At 40.5% G+C, this 23,283-nt stretch carries 26 protein-coding genes; 8 read left to right on the top strand and 18 right to left on the bottom strand.

Features of this window, described 5'->3' with window-relative positions:
* Nucleotides 1-33 precede the first annotated feature (33 nt).
* The 3 genes from yddG to BM380_RS02870 all read right to left on the bottom strand — a co-directional run bounded on the left by yddG (nucleotide 34) and on the right by BM380_RS02870 (nucleotide 3,532).
* The gene (gene yddG, locus BM380_RS02880) at nucleotides 34-936 is read right to left on the bottom strand and encodes an aromatic amino acid DMT transporter YddG (protein ID WP_090492795.1); all 903 of its coding nucleotides are present in this window, start codon (nucleotides 934-936) and stop codon (nucleotides 34-36) included.
* Between the two features lie 182 nt (nucleotides 937-1,118).
* On the bottom strand, nucleotides 1,119-2,966 hold the full coding sequence (locus BM380_RS02875) for an ABC transporter ATP-binding protein (RefSeq protein ID WP_090492793.1): 1,848 nt from the start codon (nucleotides 2,964-2,966) through the stop codon (nucleotides 1,119-1,121).
* Nucleotides 2,967-3,076: 110 nt separating this feature from the next.
* Nucleotides 3,077-3,532: a phosphate-starvation-inducible PsiE family protein gene (locus tag BM380_RS02870; protein ID WP_013464778.1), complete on the bottom strand. Its 456-nt coding sequence runs from the start codon at nucleotides 3,530-3,532 to the stop codon at nucleotides 3,077-3,079.
* A gap of 280 nt (nucleotides 3,533-3,812) precedes the next feature.
* Between BM380_RS02870 and BM380_RS02865 the strand changes: the two genes are divergently transcribed.
* Both BM380_RS02865 and BM380_RS02860 read left to right on the top strand, forming a co-directional pair.
* A complete protein-coding gene (locus BM380_RS02865) occupies nucleotides 3,813-5,207 on the top strand; it encodes a M28 family peptidase (protein ID WP_090492792.1) in 1,395 nt (464 codons plus the stop codon).
* Between the two features lie 119 nt (nucleotides 5,208-5,326).
* The gene (locus BM380_RS02860; RefSeq protein ID WP_008110031.1) at nucleotides 5,327-5,773 is read left to right on the top strand and encodes a DUF4826 family protein; all 447 of its coding nucleotides are present in this window, start codon (nucleotides 5,327-5,329) and stop codon (nucleotides 5,771-5,773) included.
* Nucleotides 5,774-5,871: 98 nt separating this feature from the next.
* Here the strand turns inward: BM380_RS02860 and BM380_RS02855 are convergent, their stop codons facing one another.
* The 4 genes from BM380_RS02855 to BM380_RS02840 are packed head-to-tail and all read right to left on the bottom strand — an operon-like array spanning nucleotide 5,872 to nucleotide 8,783.
* Nucleotides 5,872-6,339 carry an outer membrane lipoprotein gene (locus BM380_RS02855; protein ID WP_090492791.1) on the bottom strand — a complete coding sequence of 156 codons (468 nt, stop codon included), beginning with the start codon at nucleotides 6,337-6,339 and terminating at the stop codon, nucleotides 5,872-5,874.
* A gap of 16 nt (nucleotides 6,340-6,355) precedes the next feature.
* Nucleotides 6,356-6,976, bottom strand: coding sequence for a penicillin-binding protein activator LpoB (gene lpoB / locus BM380_RS02850; RefSeq protein WP_013464781.1), 621 nt, complete (start codon nucleotides 6,974-6,976; stop codon nucleotides 6,356-6,358).
* Between the two features lie 8 nt (nucleotides 6,977-6,984).
* Nucleotides 6,985-7,410 (bottom strand): YcfL family putative periplasmic lipoprotein, encoded by a 426-nt coding sequence (locus BM380_RS02845; protein WP_090492790.1) that lies wholly within the window; start codon nucleotides 7,408-7,410, stop codon nucleotides 6,985-6,987.
* 8 nt (nucleotides 7,411-7,418) lie between these two features.
* Nucleotides 7,419-8,783 (bottom strand): COG3014 family protein, encoded by a 1,365-nt coding sequence (locus BM380_RS02840; protein ID WP_090492789.1) that lies wholly within the window; start codon nucleotides 8,781-8,783, stop codon nucleotides 7,419-7,421.
* A 216-nt stretch (nucleotides 8,784-8,999) separates the two neighbouring features.
* Here BM380_RS02840 and BM380_RS02835 point away from each other — a divergent pair, with 216 nt between their 5' ends.
* Nucleotides 9,000-9,875: a DMT family transporter gene (locus tag BM380_RS02835; RefSeq protein WP_090492783.1), complete on the top strand. Its 876-nt coding sequence runs from the start codon at nucleotides 9,000-9,002 to the stop codon at nucleotides 9,873-9,875.
* Here BM380_RS02835 and BM380_RS02830 read toward each other — a convergent pair.
* The 7 genes from BM380_RS02830 to BM380_RS02800 all read right to left on the bottom strand — a co-directional run bounded on the left by BM380_RS02830 (nucleotide 9,862) and on the right by BM380_RS02800 (nucleotide 16,514).
* The gene (locus tag BM380_RS02830) at nucleotides 9,862-10,557 is read right to left on the bottom strand and encodes a M15 family metallopeptidase (protein ID WP_090492781.1); all 696 of its coding nucleotides are present in this window, start codon (nucleotides 10,555-10,557) and stop codon (nucleotides 9,862-9,864) included. The genes BM380_RS02835 and BM380_RS02830 overlap by 14 nt on opposite strands.
* Entirely contained in the window at nucleotides 10,557-11,687 is a 1,131-nt protein-coding gene (dapE, locus tag BM380_RS02825; RefSeq protein ID WP_033102505.1) for a succinyl-diaminopimelate desuccinylase, read from the bottom strand. Before dapE ends, BM380_RS02830 begins: the two co-directional genes overlap by 1 nt.
* Nucleotides 11,687-12,031: an ArsC family reductase gene (locus BM380_RS02820; protein WP_013464787.1), complete on the bottom strand. Its 345-nt coding sequence runs from the start codon at nucleotides 12,029-12,031 to the stop codon at nucleotides 11,687-11,689. Before BM380_RS02820 ends, dapE begins: the two co-directional genes overlap by 1 nt.
* A gap of 4 nt (nucleotides 12,032-12,035) precedes the next feature.
* The gene (locus tag BM380_RS02815; RefSeq protein ID WP_013464788.1) at nucleotides 12,036-12,533 is read right to left on the bottom strand and encodes a PTS glucose transporter subunit IIA; all 498 of its coding nucleotides are present in this window, start codon (nucleotides 12,531-12,533) and stop codon (nucleotides 12,036-12,038) included.
* Nucleotides 12,534-12,536: 3 nt separating this feature from the next.
* Nucleotides 12,537-12,923: an ACT domain-containing protein gene (locus tag BM380_RS02810; protein WP_024602576.1), complete on the bottom strand. Its 387-nt coding sequence runs from the start codon at nucleotides 12,921-12,923 to the stop codon at nucleotides 12,537-12,539.
* A 221-nt stretch (nucleotides 12,924-13,144) separates the two neighbouring features.
* Entirely contained in the window at nucleotides 13,145-15,298 is a 2,154-nt protein-coding gene (pta, locus tag BM380_RS02805) for a phosphate acetyltransferase (RefSeq protein WP_090492778.1), read from the bottom strand.
* A 1-nt stretch (nucleotide 15,299) separates the two neighbouring features.
* Nucleotides 15,300-16,514 carry an acetate kinase gene (locus BM380_RS02800; protein WP_013464791.1) on the bottom strand — a complete coding sequence of 405 codons (1,215 nt, stop codon included), beginning with the start codon at nucleotides 16,512-16,514 and terminating at the stop codon, nucleotides 15,300-15,302.
* Between the two features lie 253 nt (nucleotides 16,515-16,767).
* On the opposite strand from BM380_RS02800, the gene yfbV reads away from it, so the two are divergent.
* Nucleotides 16,768-17,214: a terminus macrodomain insulation protein YfbV gene (yfbV, locus tag BM380_RS02795; RefSeq protein WP_090492776.1), complete on the top strand. Its 447-nt coding sequence runs from the start codon at nucleotides 16,768-16,770 to the stop codon at nucleotides 17,212-17,214.
* Here the strand turns inward: yfbV and rlmA are convergent.
* The 3 genes from rlmA to xthA are packed head-to-tail and all read right to left on the bottom strand — an operon-like array spanning nucleotide 17,198 to nucleotide 19,457.
* A complete protein-coding gene (gene rlmA / locus BM380_RS02790) occupies nucleotides 17,198-18,001 on the bottom strand; it encodes a 23S rRNA (guanine(745)-N(1))-methyltransferase (RefSeq protein ID WP_090492774.1) in 804 nt (267 codons plus the stop codon). The genes yfbV and rlmA overlap by 17 nt on opposite strands.
* A complete protein-coding gene (locus BM380_RS02785; RefSeq protein ID WP_090492772.1) occupies nucleotides 17,998-18,645 on the bottom strand; it encodes an energy-coupling factor ABC transporter permease in 648 nt (215 codons plus the stop codon). Before BM380_RS02785 ends, rlmA begins: the two co-directional genes overlap by 4 nt.
* A 5-nt stretch (nucleotides 18,646-18,650) precedes the next feature.
* Complete coding sequence (xthA, locus tag BM380_RS02780) at nucleotides 18,651-19,457, bottom strand: exodeoxyribonuclease III (protein WP_013464795.1); 807 nt, start codon at nucleotides 19,455-19,457, stop codon at nucleotides 18,651-18,653.
* Between the two features lie 240 nt (nucleotides 19,458-19,697).
* On the opposite strand from xthA, the gene BM380_RS02775 reads away from it, so the two are divergent.
* The 4 genes from BM380_RS02775 (at nucleotide 19,698) to rluB (ending at nucleotide 22,470) form a co-directional block, all read left to right on the top strand.
* Entirely contained in the window at nucleotides 19,698-20,129 is a 432-nt protein-coding gene (locus BM380_RS02775; protein WP_013464796.1) for a hypothetical protein, read from the top strand.
* A gap of 211 nt (nucleotides 20,130-20,340) precedes the next feature.
* Nucleotides 20,341-20,862: an EF-hand domain-containing protein gene (locus tag BM380_RS02770; RefSeq protein WP_090492771.1), complete on the top strand. Its 522-nt coding sequence runs from the start codon at nucleotides 20,341-20,343 to the stop codon at nucleotides 20,860-20,862.
* Nucleotides 20,863-21,013: 151 nt separating this feature from the next.
* On the top strand, nucleotides 21,014-21,604 hold the full coding sequence (gene scpB / locus BM380_RS02765; protein ID WP_090492770.1) for an SMC-Scp complex subunit ScpB: 591 nt from the start codon (nucleotides 21,014-21,016) through the stop codon (nucleotides 21,602-21,604).
* Nucleotides 21,601-22,470 (top strand): 23S rRNA pseudouridine(2605) synthase RluB, encoded by an 870-nt coding sequence (gene rluB / locus BM380_RS02760; RefSeq protein WP_008110001.1) that lies wholly within the window; start codon nucleotides 21,601-21,603, stop codon nucleotides 22,468-22,470. The genes scpB and rluB overlap by 4 nt, the downstream gene beginning before the upstream one ends.
* Nucleotides 22,471-22,531: 61 nt before the next feature.
* On the opposite strand, the gene BM380_RS02755 is transcribed toward rluB, so the two are convergent.
* Nucleotides 22,532-23,278: a YciK family oxidoreductase gene (locus BM380_RS02755; protein ID WP_090492769.1), complete on the bottom strand. Its 747-nt coding sequence runs from the start codon at nucleotides 23,276-23,278 to the stop codon at nucleotides 22,532-22,534.
* Nucleotides 23,279-23,283: the final 5 nt, after the last annotated feature.

Raw genomic sequence — 23,283 nt, 5'->3', positions numbered from 1 at the left:
AGCAGACAGTCCCTAGCTTTTCGCTTACTTATTTTATTGGGCTGGCTTTGTTTTTCGGGTTACCATAAAACACATTAATGAGCCTAATGTAACTAATACTACGCCTTGCCAAAATGCGTTGGTGAGCGATAGTGATAAGTAAATAGAGGCAAATAGCGTAGACAATACAGGAATAAAGTAAGACAAGGTGCCTAAAAACACTAGGTCACCGCCAATTATTGCTTGGTTCCATAGTGCGTAACCTCCACCAATAACCACCCCTGCCAGCAATAAAGTAAAACTAGAATATACGTTAAACTCAAAGCTGGGTTCATTACTCAGTCCGTAACTTATCCATAAAGAAATTGCCGTGGCTGCAAAAAATACACTAATGGCATTTTTACCCTCGCTAAGTTTAACCGTTACACTGCAATACACAGCCCAAATAAACGCTGCTGCAAACGCCATGGAGTAGGGTACTGGATTGTCACTAATATTAGCGGTTAATACTTCCACAGATAAACCACTATTACCTGCAATGCACCATGCAACGCCTAAAAACGCAATCAGTATGCTGGGGTAGACTAATACGCTTACTTTAGTGCGGTTAACAATAATCGAAAATAAAATGGTTAACGCTGGCCAAAGGTAGTTAATAACCGCCATTTCTAACGCTTGCTGGCGACTATTTGCAAAGCCAAGCGATAAAGCCAAACACATTTCGTAAATCACAAATAAGCTGCCACCAAAGACTAAATAGCGCTTTGGATAATTGTTTAGCTTTGGTACACCCATGACAAGCATTAAAAAAATCGCACTGACGCTGTACATTAAAGCAGCACCGTCAATAGGGCTAAATAGTTCTGATAAATCACGAATAAAGGCAGTTAAACTGCTCCAAAGTAAAATAGCGAACACCCCATAGAGGGTGTATTTATGTTTGCTTAAAAATGACATGGTGAATTGCTTGATGAATGATAAAAAGTCAGCCGCGAATGTGACATTTTAAAAACAGTGGGGCAAGAGGTAGACTATAAAATTCGACTAAATAACTATAAATAGCTTTAAAATCAAATAATAAGTTTAATTTTAGTAAACAAGAGCAGGCTATAATAATGGCCCGCCCTCAATTAGTTTAATTACTCAACGCCAATAAAGCCGCCGGTTTGATGTGCCCAAAGAGCAGCATAAATGCCGCCTTGGGCAATTAATTCATCGTGACTGCCTTGCTCTACAACGCCGCCTTCATCAAGCACGATGAGTCTGTCCATTTGTGCAATGGTTGATAATCGATGGGCAATGGCGATTACCGTTTTGCCTGTCATTAAATCATCTAAGCTTGCTTGAATAGCCGCTTCGACTTCTGAGTCTAATGCGCTGGTGGCTTCATCAAGTATGAGGATTGGTGCGTTTTTAAGTAGTACGCGTGCAATGGCAATACGTTGGCGTTGACCGCCTGACAGAGTGACCCCTCGTTCGCCTACTTGCGCATCAAAACCTTTGTTGCCTTTGCTGTCTTCTAAATCGGTTATAAAATCAAGGGCTTTGGCTTGCTTAGTTGCATCGAGCATTTCGGCTTCTGTGGCATCGGGTCTGCCGTATAAAATGTTATCTTTTACTGAACGATGCAGTAGGGATGTATCTTGGGTAACCATAGCAATATAGCGGCGAAGGCTTTCTTGGCTTACATCCGTGATATTTTGGCCATCAATACTAATGCTGCCTTTGTCGGTGTCGTAAAAGCGCAGCAACAAGTTAACTAATGTGGATTTACCCGCGCCAGAACGACCCACTAAGCCGATTTTTTCACCGGGTTTAATGTTTAAGTTTAATCCGTTTATTACGGGGCCACGGTTATTTTCATTCGCGGCTTTACCGTAGTTAAAATGTACATTATTAAAGTCGATTGCCCCTTGGGTGACCTTTAACGTTTCGGCTTCTGGTTTGTCAGCAACCGCAATAGGATTAGAAAGAGTGCGCATGCCATCGGCTACGGTACCAATGTTTTCAAACAAGCTGCTAATTTCCCACATGATCCATTGGGCCATACCATTAAGCCTTAACGATAAACTCAATGCCACGGCAATCGCTCCTGCACTAATGGCGCTTAACGACCATAAATACAAAGACACTGCTGCTACCGAAAACACTAACAAATAGTTTAAGCTTTGAATGACCACGTTTAAGCTGGTGACCAAGCGCATTTGTTTATAAACAGGCTGTAAAAATACATCCATACTTTGTTTGGCGTATTGTTCTTCGCGTTGGGTGTAAGAAAACAGCTTAATGGTTGAAATATTTGTGTAGCTGTCGACGATACGGCCGGTCATTTCTGAGCGTGCATCAGCTTGTGAACTGGCAATACTTTTTAATCGGGGTACAAAGTAAATTTGCACGCAAATATACAATGCTAGCCACACTAATAATGGCAACATTAAACGCCAGTCTGAGGCGGCCACTAAAAACACCATTGAGCCAAAATAAACAGCAATGTACATCAGTACATCAAGCAATTTAGTGACTGACTCACGAACGGCTAATGAGGTTTGTAATACTTTTGTAGCGATACGCCCAGCAAATTCGTTTTGATAAAAGCTGACACTTTGGCGCAGTAAATAACGGTGTGCCAACCAACGAATCGACATAGGGTAATTGCCCAATAGCGATTGATGTAAAATAGCTGATCTAAAAAACACCACTACAGGCATGACGACTAAAAGCATTAACCCCATTTTTATTAACGCGGATTGTTGCTGCGAAAACAGCTCTTCAGGTGTGTATTCGCCAAGCCAGTCAACCAGTTGGCCCATATAACTAAATAAAGACACCTCTAAAATAGCGAGTAATGCGGCACTGAGCGACATAAGCACTAACGACAATTCCATGCCTTTGGTGTAGTGACGACAAAATGCAAATAGGGTTTTAGGAGGCTGAGATGGAGAACGCTCTGGGAACGGTTTAGTCATCCGTTCAAATAGTCGATACATATTAACTGCTTAATTAAATATTTATAAAGATGTCCCACTATACCATTGTAAAACACAAAGGCGCAGTGAGAATGAGGTGTGCGTCGGTTAACTCAAGTTGAGTTAACCGTTTATAGCTTGGTGTGGCCGGTTTTATTTTTTACCAGCCAATACGATATACCCAGTGCTAAGGTAACTAACGCAAGGCCAACAATTTGCTCTGAGGTCACTAATTTTAAATCGAGGACAATAATTTTACGCGCCACAGCCATCAATGCGGTAGCAATAACCAGTTCAACAGGCAGCGAGCTTGAGCCCAAATATAACCGAATGTTAGTAAATATTTCTACCGCAATTAGCACCACCATAAAGGCACCAAAGGTTTGCAGAATGTCTTCAATATTTAATAAAAAATAAGGCGGAGAACTTAACCGCATGTATAAAACATACACTACATCAGCAATACTCCAAAAAATAACCAGCACCATGAGCACTGCCAGTATTTTAATTGCAAAGCGAATAGCATGATGTAAATACTGCATCAGGGGATCAACATGATCCTCTGGTAATTCTTCGTGTTTCTTCATGTTATTTCAGCACCTTATTGATTAAATTAGCCTTTATAAAATGATAGCTGATTAATTATGTTTAGCACTATATACGGTCAAAACAGTATAAGTGATTATTTTTATTAAAATAGGGTGCTTGAACAGGGGAATTGTTTGGTGAGGGTTAAATTCTAAGTAAAATTCAAGGTGTTAATAATATGTAATTAAGCGTGTGATTTTTAGTGTCTATCTCAAAAGGTTTGCGGTTATTGGTTTGTGCTGTCATGTTGGTGGCATTCATTATGAGGATAACAATGCTATGTCTAATTTAGGTTTAAAGTTAGTTAATCGACTTACAAAGTATGGTGTGTTGGCATCATTAAGTTCTGTAACGCTTACAAGCTTTGCTGGCGAGTCTACACAACAAGCATCATTGCATAAAATTGCACAAGAAATTTCGGCGCAGCGTATTGAGAGTGATATTCAAACGCTGGTGGGTTTTGGTACGCGACATACGCTATCAGAGACTAAGTCTGATACACGTGGTATTGGCGCGGCAAGGCGTTGGATAAAAAAAGAATTTGAAGCGATTTCGGCACAATGTGGTGGCTGCTTAGAAATAATAGAAGTAAAACAAACCATTTCAGGAGAAAAGCGTATTCCTAATCCTGTAGAAGTGGTTAACATAATTGCGATTCAGCGCGGCAGTACTGAGCCTAATCGTATGGTGATGATGTCGGGTGATATAGACTCGCGTGTTAGTGATGTAATGGATTTTACCAGCGATGCGCCAGGGGCAAATGATAACGCTTCAGGGGTTGCCGGTGTTATTGAGGCAGCGCGTGTTTTATCGAAATATACATTTAATGGCTCGGTTGTTTACGCGGCGCTCTCAGGTGAAGAGCAAGGTTTATTTGGCGGTAAAATTTTAACCGCTTATGCGCAAAAAAATAATTGGCAGGTTCATGGTGTTTTAAATAACGACATGATTGGTAATATTACCGGTATTAATGGCGTAACCGATAACACCACTGCACGTATTTTTTCTGAAGGGACGCGAGTGGTTGAAACCAAAGAGCAAGCGCGTACTCGTCGTTTTACAGGTGGCGAAGTTGACTCAGCGAGTCGTAATTTAGCGCGTTACATAGACACCATTGCCGATAAATACATTGAAAATTTAGACACTATGCTGGTATACAGACTCGACCGATTTGCTCGAGGAGGGCATCATCGCCCATTTAATGATGCGGGCTTTGCGGCTGTACGTATAATGGAAACTAACGAGCATTACGACCGTCAACATCAAGACCTACGCACCGAAAATGGCATAGTGTACGGTGATACCATTGATGGGGTTGATTTTGATTACGCCGCAAAACTCACGTCATTGAATGCGGTGAGCCTAGCGTCAATGGCATGGGCACCAGCGCCACCGAAAGAAGTGAAAATTAGTGGTGCCGTACGCGCCAGTACCACACTTTCTTGGCAACCATCGGATGATAAAAATATTGCCGGTTACAAAATTTACTGGCGCTATACGAGTGAGCCACAATGGCAATACAGCCAATGGGTTGATAATGTTAGCGAGTTTACGCTTAAAAATGTGGTTATTGATAACTACTATTTTGGCGTTGCTAGCGTGAATAAACAGGGTGTTGAATCGCCAGTGGTGTTCCCCGGTGATGTGGGGTCGTTTGATCACAACATAAAATAATCGGTTTGCTTAAAAACCCAGCAAACAGCTGCGAATAAGGTGTTAAGCACGCTATTTATGCTTGCGCCTTATTTGTTATGCCCTTAAAGTGTAAACAAAGAAGTAAAAAGGTTATTAAAATGCAGCAACAAGAACAAAAACCATTAACACCAGAGCAGCAAGCTGAACTTCAGCAACAAGAAATTCAATGGCAGCGCGAATGTTTTCAAAATGCGCAAAAACATTTAGCTGAAAAAGGCATTATGCCCAAAACATTGCTTGAAAAAGAAAGCCGTTTTTTAGCGCCTTTATGCGCGCTATGGAAATTTAAAGCGCAAAACGGTAAAAGCTACTGGGTGATCACTGGTCGTTTACCAACCGATCATGCTGAAGCATCTGCAGCAAAAGATGCACGCGATGCAATGCGTTATTTTTCACTGCAGTGGCAGTTAAAGGCCGATCAAATTATTACCGCGGGTGCGCGAGATAAAACCCAAGCTGATTTTGCAAATTTACTGATTAACCGTGCACATGGTTTATATGAAATGCATGAAAACGAGCAGCTGTGGGCAAAAGAACCCGCTTAATAAATAAAAGTGAATACATTTAAAAAAACCTAACTTAGTGACCTAAGTTAGGTTTTTTGTTGGAACTTTCAGAATTAAGCTCGAAACATAAATAGACTCTAATAAGCGCTATCTACGCGCACTGTGTTGTTGGTTAAATAAATAAGGCGTACATTATCACCTTGGTGAAAACGCATAGCGGGATCGCTGTCTTGTACCACCATAAATTGTTCACCATTTTCTACTTGTATAAGTAGTTCAACTAATTGGAGGTTTTCATAGCGTTGTGTCTGTTGCTGATTATGCGCAACATTACCACCAATCACTGATCCTAAAATAGTTGCAACCGTGCGACCGCTGCCACCACCAAACTGGTTACCAATAACTCCACCTAATAGGGCACCGCCAAAGGTTTTCCAACCGTTACTTTTATCGTGAACCAATTGTTGCTCTGTAATGTTGCGCACCGACTTCACTTTACCAAATAGTACTTGCTGCACAGGAACGGCTTTATTGCGTTCATACTTGGCAAAAGTGGGGGCACTAAATATTAATAAAGTGCATAAAAATAAGCTAAGCGTTTTCATGGTTCGCTCCTGTTAGTTACCAACCAAAGGTAGATTTTTCACGGGTTTTACGAATTTCAGTTTCGTCAGCCCATTCAACAAGGCCACTTTGCATATCCATTAAGCGCATTGTAAATTTGTAGTACACATCGGCTTTGTCAGCATTGGATTTAACAATGCTCGATAGGTTACCGTACAGCATATATTGCGCACCAATTTGTTTACCAAAGGCCACCGCAGTGCTTGGATTGATCAGTGCATCTTCATTTTGAAATGTAAGTTGTTCACGAACCGCTTCTACACGAGTCATATCAACAAATCTAAATTTTCCACTGCGAAGTAATTGAGTCGAAATTGAGTCGGTAATTGACTCAGTGTCTATGTGTTCACTGGTTTTGTTTTTAATACGCTCAACAAATACCACAGGGCGGGTATTGGCAGTCATAGTACCAACCACTGGCGAACTTAGCAGTGAGTCGGTCATTTGCGAGGCTACTTTTTGTAGGTCGGTAGAGCCAAAGTTTATATCTGTGGTTTCTACGGCTTGGGCATCACCATAGCTAACGACTGCTTTATTAGCACAGCCTGTTAGTGTGAGTGCGGCTAAGCCTAAAATTGCATAGCCAGAGAGTGATTTGAATTGTTTATTGATCATCATGGTTTCCTTTAATCTTTAAATTCTTGTGCTTCAGTAGACACTTCTCTTACAGCTAGAGAGAAAGTAACAGCATTAGGGCTAGGCGCGAGCCCTGCAAGCTGAGTTTTAGCAAAGCCAAATAATGTGAGGGCTTGCCACGGCGAGTGGTTACCTTTAATTACAAAGCCATCTTTATCAAACCAGTTAAATTGATACTGTAAATATTGTGACTTTTTATAGGTACTTGCCAAGGTGACTACCACGTCGGTTAGGTTATTTGTTTGACGAGTTTTTACATTACTAATTAATAGCTTTTTTGCTAACTGTGGATTGTTAACATTGAGCTGCTCTTTGTAGGCATTGGTAGTTTGTTCAACTCCAATGCCTGAGGTTACAGGTCGGCTGCTACATGCGCTAAGCATAAACAACGCAATAATGGGGAGTATATATTTCATGATGGCTCCTAAAGTTGCACTACATGGGAGTTAAAATAGTTATTAACAGAGGTTAGGTAGATTAACGTTAACCTTTGCTTACTAACGGTAAAATTTATTGGCGGTTGTGAGCCAACATTTAAGGTATGTTCGCCTGCAGCCACTGCAATGCGGGCAAGGCTAATTTGATTGGGTAAGGTAAGCCAGCTGCGGGTATCGGCTTGCTCAGATGCAAGATTATATAAGTTTGCTAAAATATTCCCCACATCACCGCCACTGCGGGCAAGCTCAGCGCGCAGCTTTTCTTTCGCCACTAAGCGCAATATTTGCCTCGATACGCGCCCAGCAACTTGCTGCTCTAACGTTTTAGCGGCCAGTGCCTCTAAGTGCACTAGCGGGCTTAGTGATAATACATGGTCATTAATTTTGACGTTGTTAACGGTGCTTACATAAGCATTATTTATATAAATGGGCATGGCGAGACTATAAAAGCGGGCGTCTCCCTGTGAAGTATAAATGGGTAATCGTAATTTAAATTCGTGTTGTTTTGGTATCAGGCCTTGTTCGAATAATATAACCACTTCGCCTTGGTTTTTTTCTAAGCTGTTAACTTCACCAAACTGGCGTTTAAATTGGTTATAGTCATCGGCAAAACCTTGCTGCTTAGCAAGACGCAGTACATCGTGTTGTAAATACGGATTGTTAGGTTGTATTTCGAGTGCTTTTTTATAGTCTATGTAGGCATCATCACCTTGCTTTGCCGTTTCATATAGTAACCCTGATAAATAAAACGTGTACGCATTTTGAAAGCCATTTTTGACCGAGCGAATTAAGTTATCCATATCGGGATAGTGTTGCTGTGCTTGGGCAACCGCATTATCAAATTCGCTTTGATTACTTAATAGTTCATCAACTTGTACTTTATTAGCACGGCGTATTTCAACTAAGGCGCTTTCAATATCATGTTTATAAACATAATTGAGCGCTTTGTAGCTATGCAACATACTCATTTCGTAGGCGGGCGGTGTATAACCAATAGCTGAGTCGTTGGTTAACAGCGCATTACTTTGCTCAAGCCCAGCACTTACTTGTATTTTTGCAGCTTGGCGCTTAGATTGCATTTGTTGATAGACAGTTTCAAAATGAACTTGTGCGTTATCGGGGTTATTGGCTAAATCCGCGATACGGCCTTGTTCTAATTGGCTCAATAAATAATTACTGTGTGTTTTGCTGTTTTTGCTTATTAAGGAGCGTGCACTCTCAATATTATTATTCGTAATGGCTTGTCTAATAGGGGTGGTATTAGTGGCGTAATCATTAAAGAGATCGTCAAAGCCAATGGTGCTGCAACCACTTACAATAAAGCAAAGACTAAAAATTAAAATGTGACGCACGCGCACTCCTTCTTATTTATTCTGTAAGGTTAACATACTGCCAATAAATACAAGTGTGAAAGATTGTAAAAAAGCGTAGTGTATAAACATAGAACAAAAACCCTTAATAAAAACTTTATCATTTAAAAAATAACCATGGTAACGTTTACAACATTGGACGTTAATTTAATCGGTATATAAATACGGTACATATTTATCAATACGTTAGGAATTAATTTGAAAGCAACACTGTTTACTATTATCGCGTTAGTTGCCTTTGCTGCAAATTCGTTATTGTGTCGGTTAGCGTTGGCGCAAGGCTACATTGATGCGTGGAATTTTACCGTTATTAGGTTACTGAGCGGGGCAGTGTGTTTGACCATTATTATGCTGCTCTATACTAGGCAGTTAAATAAAAAAGCGCAGTTAAGTAATCCTATTATTAACGATACTGGCAGTTGGCGAAGCAGTGCTAGCTTATTGATATATGCGCTGTGTTTTTCTGTTGCTTATATCGAGCTTGATACCGGCATGGGGGCGCTTATTTTATTCTCGGCGGTGCAATTTACAATGATTGGCTGGGGCATATATAAACAAGAGCGTTTAAGTGCTGTGCAATGGCTTGCATTTATAGTGGCGTTTGCGGCATTTGTTTACTTAATGCTGCCCTCGCAAACAGCCCCACCGCTGATGGCTGCATTATTAATGAGTATAAGTGGCATTGCGTGGGGAATTTACAGTATTCGTGGCAAGGCGTGTGTGTCGCCGCTAAGAGCCACTGCCTTTAATTTTATTCGTAGTTTATTAGTGCTACCTATTTTAATTGTGGTGGGAATGAGCCAGCTTAAAAATATACGTATCGAAGGGGCGTTACTTGCAATAGTCTCAGGTGCCATCGCATCTGGCGTAGGGTACAGTATTTGGTATGTGGCTATGCCACTATTAAAGAGCACGCATGCAGCCATAGTGCAGTTATGCGTACCCGTTTTGGCGGCTATTGCAGGGGCAGTGTTTTTATCAGAGACATTAACTGTACAATTTATGCTCCCCAGCAGTATCATTTTACTAGCGGTATTAGTTTTTACTTTAAATAAAAAGACTAAAACTGTTTAACTGGTGGACTTACATTGATCACAAAGCGTTCATACAATGCAGGTAAGTGGGTTAAAATAGCGTCTTTACCTAATAAATCACTGTTTTTAATGCAGTCGTGCAACACTTCTGGCGTAAGGTGACGAATAAGCTGCGCTGATTGCGCTATGTGGCTAATATGCCAAAGCTCAGGAGCTACCCCGCCTAAGTCGAACTGGTAAGGTCGATAAAATCCAAATTCTGCTAGATGAGTGTCTAGCCATTGGCTTAGTTTAGCAAAAGGCCCACCTTGCTGATATTCATTAGGGCTCAATTGCAAAACATAATCGTCACTCACTGCGCTTTTATCGTAAATATCTAAATCAGTCCCTAAATGATGGCGACTCGCCCCCGGTAGCGCAGAATAAAGCATAATGGCAATGCATTTATCAATATCACTGAGCGAATTAATATCAACGTGTTGCTGCGCTTTGTTTAATACCGGCCGCTTAGCGGAAAATTTAGCGTTCCAAATAGCTGATTGACGGTTAAAATCCCGAAAACTTGATGCAATACATAAATCAAAGCCTGCTGATGCAGCCGCAGTTTGCAGTGCAATAAAGTCATTTACAATATCGGCATGCAAAAAGTGATTTTGTATGGCAACTAAATGTGCATCACTTTGGCCAGTGATGCATTGTATGAGTTCTTTATTTGCAGTCATTAAGTTAACAGGTGCTCTAATATTTGTTCGTAAATATCGGCCAGCGCGATTAGGTCGTCGGTGCTAACACACTCGTCCACTTTATGAATAGTGGCATTACGTGGCCCTAATTCAATAACTTTAGCACCCGTTTGTGCGATAAAACGACCATCTGAGGTGCCACCTGTTGTTTCTAAGTTAGTGGTTAACCCCGTTACCGATTTAATGGCGGCTACGGTGGCATCAACCAATGGGCCGTGATCGGTTAAAAACGGCAAGCCATTCACAATCCAATTGAGTTCATAATTTAAATTGTGTTTTTGTAAAATGGAATTTACTTTTTGTTGTAGTTGTTGATGAGTAACTTCGGTACTAAATCTAAAATTAAATTGTACCTCTAGCTCCCCAGGGATCACATTGCCTGCGCCCGTACCGCCATTAATATTAGAGATTTGAAAGCTGGTGGCTGGAAAAAAGTCATTACCCATATCCCACACAGTTTGGCTTAACTCGGTTAAAGCTGGCGTGGCTAAATGAATTGGGTTTTGTGCTAAATGTGGATAGGCCACATGACCTTGCACGCCTTTTATAGTTAAAAACCCCGTGAGTGAACCACGGCGGCCATTTTTAACCACATCACCGAGTACATCGCGAGAAGAGGGTTCACCTACAAGGCACATATCTATTTTTTCACCGCGCTCCTCTAAAGTATCAATAACGCGGGTAGTGCCGTTAATAAACGGGCCTTCTTCATCTGAGGTAATTAAAAACGAAATGGAGCCTTTGTGATCTGGATGCTTAGTCACAAAGCGTTCGGTTGCCACAATCATCGCTGCTAATGAGCCTTTCATGTCGGCAGCGCCACGGCCATGCAATAAGCCGTCTTCAATTAGGCCTGCAAAAGGCGGGTGCTGCCAGTTTTTTTCAGGCCCAGTGGGCACCACATCAGTATGACCGGCAAAACAAAAATGCGGTGATTGCGTGCCTTTTCGTGCCCATGTGTTTAGGGTATCGGTAAAAAATAGCGATTCAATATCAAAGCCAATGGCGCTTAGGCGTTCATTCATCATATGTTGGCACCCAGCATCTTCAGGTGTAACCGACTCTCGCTGAATTAAGGCTTGGGCTAGGGTAATTACTGGATGGGTCATTATTTAAAAATCTCATCGTATTGTGCTGCTTTAAAGCCTAAGTGATATTGCCCGTTATTAACAAGAACAGGACGTTTTATCATCGCCGGTTGTTCAACGAGTAGATCTATAGCGGTTTGTTTAGTCAAGCTTTGTTTTTGCTCATCAGTGAGCGCTCTGTACGTTGTGCCACGTTTATTAACCAATTGTTCCCAATCAATATGTTCTGCAAAGTCGCTTACCATGTCGTTATTAACGCCGTCTTTGCGATAGTCGTGGAAAGTGAATGCAATGTCGTTATCGCTTAAGTATTTTTTTGCTTTTTTAATTGTATCGCAGTTGCTAATGCCATAGAGAGTGATCATAAATCTACTTCTTTTTAATAATAGTTAATAAGGTATCTACACCGGCATTAACTTGCGGGTGAGAATAATGAAAAGTGCCTAAATTATGGCCATTGAGAATTATAAGGCTGGCTAAAATAGGCGAGTCGAGCTCACGTAAATCAAAATAGGCAAGGCGTTGGCCTTTGGTTATTTTGCTGCCGTTAAGCTGAGCAATATGAGTATGCGTAAGAGTTTGTGAATCGGGCACCGCTAGATTTATTAATACTTTTAAGCCGTTGTTGGCTTTTAAAATAAATTCACAACCGGCACTTTTTACTTGCAGTAAGGTGCCATTAAAGGGCGCTAATACTTTATGACTCGATAAGCTAACAACAATACCTGGGCCGAGTGTGCCAAAACGAAAAAAGGGTTGTGGATGCTCTTCCATTGGCATCACTTTACCACTGAACGGACTCGTGATTTGTATCGCGTTTCGGCCAATTTTATTTTTAGTTAAATAGCTAACGTCTTCAGATTTCATTATTTATTCAGTTACCACGTTGTAGCCATCGGCTTTAAGGGCTGTAATTGCTTTGGTGACCGTTTGTTTTTTTACTAAAATATAGTCGGTATCATATGTGGATATCGAAAAAATGGACACGCCAGCTCTGGCTAATACGCCTGACAGATTTGCCATAATGCCAGTTAACGAAAATCCTAAAGGGCCTATCACTTCCAGTGCTTGCCAATTAGATTCAGTATCTTGGCTATCAATAATAAAGTCGACAGGGCAAACAACTGACAGTTCATCATGCGTTTTTGAGATAAAAAATAACGGTTGTTTTAACAGCGCAGGCGGTATGTCAGCATCAAGGGCTAAACTATGAATAGATAACACGGTGCTGTGTAATTGTAATGTTTGTTTTGACATTAAACGTATCGCCAGCAGCAAAATAATAGCTTTATAGTATAGAGTATTGAAGCTAAATTAAAGGCTCAAGTTTAGGCAGTGCTATATTTTTATTAGCTAAAAAATAATTGTCCACAATTTCTGTGGATAAGCTTGGGGGTTGTGAGGTATAAATAGCCTAACCAGTTAATTATTAAATAAAAAATGGCTAGACTATAAAAAGGGCAAGTTAATTACAGGCCTTAATTAAGCGCTTCTACTTGCGCCGCCTGAATGGCTGTTAAAGCAATGGTATACACAATATCGTCAACTAATGCGCCACGGCTTAAGTCGTTAACAGGTTTGCGCATCCCTTGTAACATAGGACCAATACTGATCAAATCGGCACTTCGTTGCACTGCTTTGTAGGTGGTATTACCCGTATTTAAATCAGGGAAAATAAACACGGTTGCTTTACCGGCAACCGGGCTATCTGGCGCTTTTTTTATAGCTACACTTTCCATAATAGCCGCATCGTATTGCAATGGCCCATCGATAATGAGATCTGGGCGCTTTTGTTGGGCAATTTTTGTTGCTTCGCGGACTTTTTCTACATCAGCGCCACTGCCCGAATTACCCGTGCTGTAACTTATCATTGCTACACGAGGTTCTATGCCAAATGCGGCAGCAGAATCGGCAGATTGAATTGCAATGTCGGCTAGTTGTTCAGCATTAGGATCAGGGTTAATAGCACAGTCACCATAAACAAGCACTTGATCAGGCAATAACATAAAAAACACTGATGAGACTAATGATGAACCCGGTGCGGTTTTAATCAACTGTAGAGGCGGGCGAATGGTATTGGCTGTGGTATTGACTGCCCCTGAAACCAGCCCATCTACTTTTCCTTGCTCTAGCATCATGGTGCCCAGTACCACGTTATCTTGCAGTTGTTCCTTTGCAATAACGTCAGTTAAGCCTTTGTTTTTACGAATTTCGACCATAGGTGCTACGTAGTCATTAATAATACTACTTGGCTCTATTACAGTCACATGCTCGTTCAGTTCAATCCCTTGTTGCTCCGCAATGCGTAATATTTCATCGCGATCGCCAAGTAAAATTGTTTTAGCAATGCCGCGCTGGCCACAAATAGCAGCGGCTTTAATGGTACGAGGCTCGTTACCCTCAGGCAGTACAATCGTTTTATCCGCTTTACGGGCTTTATCGGTTAATAAATACCTAAAGGCCGGCGGGGATAACTTGCGGGTTTTTCCCACACTTTTTGCTAATGTGTCCAGCCAATCAGAATCGATATGTGCAGCGTTATGATCTTTTACTTTTTCTATGCGCTGCTCATCGTCGCTAGGCACTTCTAGGTTAAAGTTATGCAGCAATAAAGAGGTGCGCCAGGTATCGCCTTCGGTTGCCAAAATTGGCAGACCAGTTTGCATAGCTTGTTCGCATAACGCCATAATACGCGGCTCAGGTTCAAAACCACCGGTAAGTAAAATTGCACCTAGTTTTGTGCCATTCATGGCCGATAAGCAAGCAGCAACGAGTATATCTGAGCGATCGCCAGGGGTTACCAATAACGCACCTGGCGTAAAATAGTTTAAAATATTGGATACTGTGCGGGCACAAAATGTAATTCGTCTGAGTCGGCGGTGTACCATATCGCCTTCGTTGATAATAGTGGCTTTTAAATAGGCACTTAAATCTTTAACACGTGGGGCAACCAGTTCAAAATCCCACGGAATAGCGCCGAGTAACATAAACGGGTTTTTTCTAAAAATAGGTAAAGAAGCTAAGCGGTTTAATTCGTTATCAAGCGCTTCTGGCTTATAGGTATCGACTAAATCGGCGCGAGCACGACCTTCCTCATCAAGGGGGGCGTTTACTTTATTAAAAATACAGCCAAGCACGCGAGGGTGGTCAATGCCACCATAGTTGCCAGCGGCTATTTCAAGTCGGTCTTCAATTTGAGTAATGTTGTAATTGCCAGGGGTAAGTACAAAAACGATATCAGCCCCTAAAGTTTGTGCGATTTCGCGATTTACTCTGCCCGCATACGGTTGGCGACGAGTAGGCACCATGCCTTCAATAATAGCCACTTCATCATCGTTAATTTTACTTTGAAAACGCTCTACAATTTCTTCTAGCAGGTCATCGCCTTTGCCATCGCCAATCATTTGCTCGGCGTAATCCAGCGCAAATGACGTGGGTGGATCAATAGGCGAGCCTTGGGTAACAATTTGTGTTGACTTTTCTGGGCCTGTTTCACCCGCGCGTGGTTGGGCTATAGGTTTAAAAAAATTAACTTTAACAGTTTTTTGTTCCAGCGCCCTTACCAAACCCACCGATACTGAGGTTAAACCAACCCCAGTAGAAACGGGGATCAACATAATACGACGAGCCATATTATAACTCCTTGGTGATGTTTGCGGCATCAAGTGCGATCACCCATTCTTCGTTAGTGGGCATAACAACCGCTTTGCTACGTGAATCAGCTGTACTAATTAACCCAGCTTGGCCAAAACGTGCGTCAAGGTTTGCTTGTGGGTCTAAATTAATACCTAAAAAGGCCAATTGTTTAAGTACTTTATCACGGATAATATCGGAATTTTCGCCAATACCGCCGGTAAAAATAACTGCGTCTAGCTGTTGCAGCGGGACCATGTAAGCGGCTATTTGTTTTGCGAGGCGGTAACAAAACATATTAAGTGCCAGCATAGCTTGCTGGTTGCCTGCAATAGCTGCTTCTTCTATGGTGCGACAATCGTTAGACAACTCGCTTATGCCTAATAAACCACTTTTTTGATTGAGTAAGTCATCAATTTGCTGAGCAGTGTAATCGAGTTGCGTGGTTAAAAAGTTAAATAGGCCCGGATCAATGTCGCCACAGCGCGTACCCATAACAAGCCCTTCAAGCGGGGTTAACCCCATACTGGTATCAACACTTTTGCCATTTTTAATCGCACACACTGAACAGCCGTTGCCTAAGTGAGCGCTAATAAAGTTACTGTTTTCAATAGGAAGTGCTAATAACTTCGCAGTTTGCCCTGCCACATAAAAATGGCTGGTGCCATGAAAACCATATCGCCTAACACCAAAGTCTTTATAAAGCTGATAAGGAAGGGCATAAAGATAAGCGACTTCATCCATTGTTTGATGAAATGCCGTATCGAACACGGCTACTTGCGGTAAGTTTTTAAATGATGCTTGCGCTGATGAAATACCCAGTAAGTTAGCGTGGCCATGCAAAGGTGCTAGCGTAGCTGCTTGCGTGATACCTGCAATAACGCGTTCGTCAATTAATACTGATTGGGTAAAATGCTCACCACCATGCACAACACGATGACCAACAGCAACTAGTTGCTCATCAAGATTGTGATCTTTTATTAAATCAACCAGCGTATCAATGGCATGCGCGTGTGCCTGATTAGCAGCAAGTTTAATAGTGGTCTTTTCTCCCTTAAATTTATATTTTATTGAGGGAGCATCTGCACCTAGGCGCTCAGCTAAACCTGAAATAATGTCTTTTCCTGTGTTTGCATCAATAATTGCAAACTTTAAACTTGAGCTTCCACAATTAAGTACCAAAACATGGTTTGGTTTTTTTGGGAGAGTTGGCATAGATTCATTTTCCATTTAAATATTAATCAGTACACTTGGTTGATATATAAGCATCGTAAGCTTAAATGGGTATAGACTAAAGTGTAGTTGACTTTATTAAAAGGGCTTTGTGGAATTCTTTCTATAATTTATGCTTTTTGTGAGTTTTACTAATGAAATTAAGCATTTTTACCGATAAAGTGAGAGTTGTGTTACACTTTTATAAGCAAGATGCTTTTACAAGTGTTAAATGCCGTGATTGTGAGGATTTATAATGCAAAAAAGTGTGATATCACAAGTTCAATTAGGGCGCGCTTATGCTAAAACATGGCCTATGCGTAAAGAGGTCGCGCCATTATTTGCCGAGTTTAAAGTGATCAGAGCAACCGAGCTTGCGATTACGGTAATGCCTATTTTAGCCATGCTAACTTTGTTTTTTCAGCTTAATTATTTAGGCCCTGATTTTTTACCTCAAGCTATTGCCAGTAGTCTATTTTTTATCTCCTTGCCGTTACAAGGGCTTTTATGGCTAGGTAAACGTGCGGAAACAGAATTAGAACCCGCTATGCTGCAATGGTACAACGAGTTGTTTGCAAAAATGGTCGCCAACGGTTACGACGCACAAATGGGGAAAAACAAGCCCCGCTATTTGGAGCTTGCTGAATTGTTAAAAGACATGTTTGATAAAATGGATAAAACCTTTACTAAAGAGCAGTTTTAACAAATTGGCTAATATAAAATGACAAGGTAACCTTATGATGCTGTTTTTGTTCAAGTGCCTGCCAATGCTCGGGTCTGAACTTCCATGCAAAGGGTGTCATCATTATTAAATTTCTTACGTCGCTAAATGTGAGTGACACTTGCTCTGTAATGAGCTGTTGCGATGATTGTTTAAAGCCTGTTGGCGTAGCAACTTCAGTATGTTCATTTACCGTATTATAGATATATTTTTTCAACTCTTTGAGGTGCATAGGCCCAGGGCTTGCCACCACTAAACAGCCATCCTCTTTAACAAGGCGAGAAAGTTCATCGTCAAACAAAGGGGCAAACACGCTAATTAACACATCAGCAAGGTGATCATTAAAGGGCGCGTGGCTTATTGATGCCACGCTAAATTGACATTGTTTGTATCGTTTTGCTGCGTATTTTACCGCCGACTTAGATATATCAACACCATACACAGTAGCTTGCGTGTTATTTGCTATAGCATGGGTATAAAACCCCTCGCCACACCCTAAATCAATCACTATATTTGCATTGAGCGGTTTGACTAAATTAGCTAAGGCTGTCTGTAAAAATGCATAATGGCCTTGCTCTAAAAAAGAACGCCTTGCTTGTACCATTTCTAAAGAGTCACCGGGCTGTTTAGAGTTTTTATTTTGCACGGGGAGTAAGTTTACATAGCCTTCTTTGGCAAAATCAAAGCTGTGGTTATTATCACAGCGTAATATTTTTTCATTAAGTGCCAATGGAAGTTTGCAAATAGGGCAATGGTAATGAAGACTCATGAGCCTAAATAGTCCTTATCAAAAAAAGTTTTTACCCAGTGCGGGCGATAGGTGATCATAACAGTTATTGCCATACCGTTTAGCATTGCTTCAGGAAACGCTAAAATAGGACTGAGATAAATGTAGTTTTCTGTTAGCTGATGCCAATTATATTCGCCAATTGCGAAATAAAAAACACCCCCGAGTATAATGTTAACGCAAGCAACGACACCAGCCGTTAAAAAGCTACAAACAAATATATAGATAAAAAAGTGCCGCGCTAAGTAGTGGTAACAAAGCATAAATACAAAGTAGCTTAATAATACTGGAATAAACGCACTTATTAGTAATTTTACCGCAATCAGCTCGAATGCTATTTGTCCAAAAGCAGTTAGCAGGGCTGTTGCTAATACACAACTTAAAATAGCCAGACGCCAGCCTAAAATCAGCGTAACAGCAGTAATGCCCAGTATATGAAGATCAAGCCCAGGTAAAATACCGGCTTTTATACGCCATAGTAAAGCGAGCACCAGCGCGCAGGCAAACACGCCAGTTTGCCTAGCTGGCGTATTAAATAAATTGGCGTATGTTGATTTATTAACACTTAAAAAGCCAATAACAATAACACCAATCCACAGTAATGCCTGTAATTGCACACTTAGCATAATCGTTAATTAAACTCAGACCAAATAGGGGCATGATCTGAAGGCTTGTCGATAGCACGTAATTCGTAATCTATACCGGTGTCGATACAGCGAGCTGCTAAGTCATGCGTTGCCAGAACCACATCAATCCTTAGTCCACGATTATCAACAAAACCCTTAGAGCGGTAGTCAAACCATGAGTATTGATCGTTAGTTTCTGGGTTTTGCTCTCTAAAGGTGTCTTTAAAGCCCCAGTTTAATAACGTTGCTAGCCATTCACGCTCAACGGGTTGAAATGAACATTTTCCGGTTTTTAACCAGCGTTTTGCGTTTACCTCACCAATACCAATATCTAAATCGGTTGGAGAGATATTAATATCGCCCATTACAATTACATCTTGATCAGGCGTGTAATGACTATTTAGGTGAGTCATTAAGTCTTGATAAAATTGACGTTTATAAGGGAATTTAGTTTCGTGGTTGATGTTATCGCCTTGCGGGAAGTAGCCATTCATGACATGCAGGTCACGGCCATTTTCTTGCTCTACGGTAACGCTGATCATTCGCTTTTGCGACTCATCTGTGTCGGTGGAAAAGCCTTTTAATACCGACTTAGGCTCTTTTTTGCATAACATTGCCACACCGTAATGCGCTTTTTGTCCATGAAAATAAACGTGATAACCCATTTTTTGTACATCGTCTAGCGGAAATGCTTCATCGTGCACTTTTATCTCTTGAAGACCAATAATATCTGGCTGGTGTTTATCAATAATAGCTTGTAACTGATGTAGGCGAGCACGCAGGCCATTGATATTAAAAGAAATCACTTTCATAAAGTTTACCTTCAAATTTATTTTCATTGTTAGCTAAATTGTATCAGTATTTGGAGCGACATAACATGACTGAAACGAGAAAATAGCTGCACAAATGTTGATCAATTTTTGCTTAATGTTTAAACATTGTAAATGCAATATTAAATAATAAAATAAATAAAATATTCAATTGATATGTTAAAAGTTGTCTATATAATGCGCAAAAATCGTTTGTTTAACTCGTTCAAATAGGACTACCTGATGAAAACTCAATTACTTTTAGCCGCCTCTCTTTTTGTTTCTGTAACTGCTACTGCGCAAAGCAATACGTATTACAGCCAAGACAACAAATTAGAGTCTAACTTATGTGTAGTAAGCGCCAATGAGGGGTTTTCGGCTGCTCGTAAAATGGCAGCAAAGCACGGTGTATATTTATCGCGTTATTCAAAAAGTATCCTATGTAACGGTCAAGACATCCGTGACATTGCAAAAAAAGAAGCAGCAACGCAATCAGTTGTGTCTAAAGTAGAAGTATTTGCAAAAGATTCACACCAAGAAACACAGTTATGTATGACTGCATTAAAGCAAGGCTTACAACCAGTACGTAAGCAAATTGGTAACTTAAATTCATTAAAGTGTAATGGCCAAAGCGTTACTGATTTTGTTAAGCGTTACCAAAACGCTGCAATCTAAATTACCGTATTAGATATAAATAGCTCGGTTATTACCGAGCTTTTTTTTTTGCAAAAATTACCAGAGTAGCTTGCAAAAATTGCATTATTAAATATCGCAATAGAAGTTGTTTTTGTTTAATTGTTTAATTGTTTGATTTTAATCGTTTATTTTTTTTGGCATCGTATTTGTATCACTAGATTTGAAATTTATTAATACAAGGATACGTCTGATGAAAAAATTAACGATAGCTTCTACTGTTTTAGCCGCATTGAGTTTAGCCGCTTGTTCTTCAAATCAAGGTTTAGAAAAAATCGACAGTGATTTTGCAAGCTTAGATAACGACAGCGATGGCTTTATTTCTAAAACAGAAGCCGACGATGATAGTATTTGGCAGCACTTTTCAAATATAGATACAAATATGGATAATCAAATAAGCCGTAATGAATATGATGCTTATATGCAGCTAAATGTTGGGAAAGTTGCTACAGATAGTGAAGTGAGTGAGTCTGCATTTAAGGCTGATATTGCGAAGTTTGATAAAATAGAAAATGACTTTAAAAGCTTAGATAATGATAGCAACGGTTTTATTTCAGTTTCTGAAGCTGACGATGATGATATTTCAAATCATTTTGGTTACATGGACAGCAATAAAGATAAACGAGTAAGTAAAAAAGAGTTTAATAGCTATATCAAAAAGCATGGTGATTCTGTTGCAGAGGACGATGCACTTGAGCAATTTAAAAATAGCTAAATTACATTATTAAATACACTTGATACCAAGCCAGTGTTTTTCACTGGCTTTTTTATACCTATAAAATGTTATTTTATTAATATGTTTTCCTAGTTTGCCGTTGTTCTGTCATAATAGATGGCTGTGTGTTTTTATTAACTTTAGAGTGATTATGGTTGGTCGGCGAATTAGTGATGAACAATTAATTGAAATCATTGAAGCGGCGATTTTTGTGGCAGGCAAACCCGTATCAAAACGTCATCTTAAGGACACGGTTTTAAACGACTTAGCAATTTCTATGGCGCGCATTAATGATGCTGTAGAGGCCATTCAAGTTCACTATCAGACGCGTGGAATACGTTTAGTTGAAGTAGGCAGTGGCTATCGTTTTCAAGCGTGCAGTAGTTTAAGCCCATGGTTGAGTAATTTATGGCAAGAACGTGCCCCTAAATACTCGAGAGCATTACTCGAAACCCTGTCGTTAATTGCATACAAGCAACCCATTACCCGTGGTGAAATTGAGCAAGTGCGGGGTGTAGCAACTGGCTCAAATATTATTAAAACTCTGCTTGAAAGAGAGTGGATTAAAGTAGTTGGGCATAAAGAAGTACCCGGTAAACCGGCACTTTATGCAACGACTAAACAATTTTTAGATTATTTTTCGATAACGGGACTTCATGATTTACCCGCATTGCCAGAGCAACAGCGAAGTAAAATTACCCAGTTATTAAGTGATCCTTCTGTGAGAGAACCATCCGAATGAGTATACAAGGTGAAAAGTTACAAAAAGTCCTAGCCCGTGCAGGTGTAGGCTCACGCCGTGAAATGGAAAAATACATTGATGCAAATCGTGTGAGTGTAAATGGTAAAGTAGCTAAGTTAGGCGACAGGGTTGAAGAAACCGATTTAATTCGTGTTGACGGCCATACCGTTAAAATAGAAGAAAAAGCAGACAGAATTTGTCGTGTAATTATGTATAACAAACCAGAAGGCGAGTTAAGTACGCGTAAAGACCCTGAAGGCCGTAGAACCGTTTTTGACCGCTTACCTCGTATTGATGGCGATCGCTGGATAGCAGTAGGCCGATTAGACGTGAATACCTCAGGCCTAATGCTGTTTACCAATGACGGTGAATTGGCAAACCGCTTAATGCACCCAAGCTATGAAGTTGAACGCGAATATTCAGCACGTGTATTTGGTGAAGTCACTGACGAAACAATGAAAAATTTACTACGTGGCGTAGAACTTGAAGATGGCCCCGCAAAGTTCACTGGTATCAAGCCTATGGGCGGTGAAGGTATTAATCGTTGGTATAATGTAACGCTTAACGAAGGTCGTAACCGTGAAGTGCGTCGTTTATGGCAATCACAAGATGTGGAAGTATCACGTCTTATTCGTATTCGTTACGGTAAATTAGAGCTTGATAAGCGTGTACCGCAAGGTGGCTGGATTGAGTATGATTTAGATACGGTTAACTATTTACGTAAAACAGTAAAGCTTGGCAAAGAAACACAAACTAAGCTGTCGGTTATTCCTGAAAAGCGTAAAGACAAGCGCGCTAAAATAAACCAAATTCGCAAGGCGGTTAAAAAGCACAATCAACGTGTAAAACCGACTAAACGTAAGTAATTAAAGCATAAAACAACAAAGCCGCTTTTTATAGCGGCTTTTTTACGTTTAAAACTAAATATTACTTTTTAGCTTGTGCGTCTAACGATTGGCCATTGATATTTTTTGAGTCTTCACTCATTAAATACAGGTAAGTTGGCATTAAATCTTCAGGTGTTGCTAGTAAATCACGATCTTCACCTGGAAATGCACTTGCACGCATTGATGTACGTGTTGCGCCTGGATTGATGCAGTTAACACGGATTGGCGTTTTTTCAACTTCACACGCCCATGTTTGCATCATACCCTCTACCGCAAACTTAGAAATAGCGTAAGGTCCCCAAAATTCTCTTCCTTTACGACCTACACCCGATGAGGTAAATACCACTGAAGCACTTTTTGACTTACGCATTACAGGGAACAACGCTTTGGTGATCATCGCTTGTGCAGTTACGTTTACTTTCATTACATTTTCGAATGTTGATGAACAAAAGTGCTCCAACGGCCCTAAAGTACCTAAAATACCAGCGTTATTTAATAGTCCATCAAGGCGGCCAAATTGACTTTCGATAGTTGCAGCAAGGTCGCGGTAGTTTTGTTTAGTTGCACCTTTTAAGTCCATAGGCACAATCGCTGGCTGTGGGTAGCCTGCATTGACGATTTCGTCATACACACATTCTAGTTTATTAGTTGTTTTTCCTAATAAAATAACGGTTGCACCATGTTTAGCATAAGTAATTGCTGCAACACGGCCGATACCATCACCTGCGCCTGTTATCAAAATTACTTTATCTTTAAGTGCGTTTTCAGTTGCTTGATAGGTATGCATAAAAG

The organism is Pseudoalteromonas sp. DSM 26666, from assembly GCF_900116475.1.
Lineage (GTDB): Bacteria > Pseudomonadota > Gammaproteobacteria > Enterobacterales > Alteromonadaceae > Pseudoalteromonas > Pseudoalteromonas tetraodonis.
Note: the sequence above shows the minus strand (reverse complement) of the source record. Positions and strands in the feature narration are given on the sequence as shown.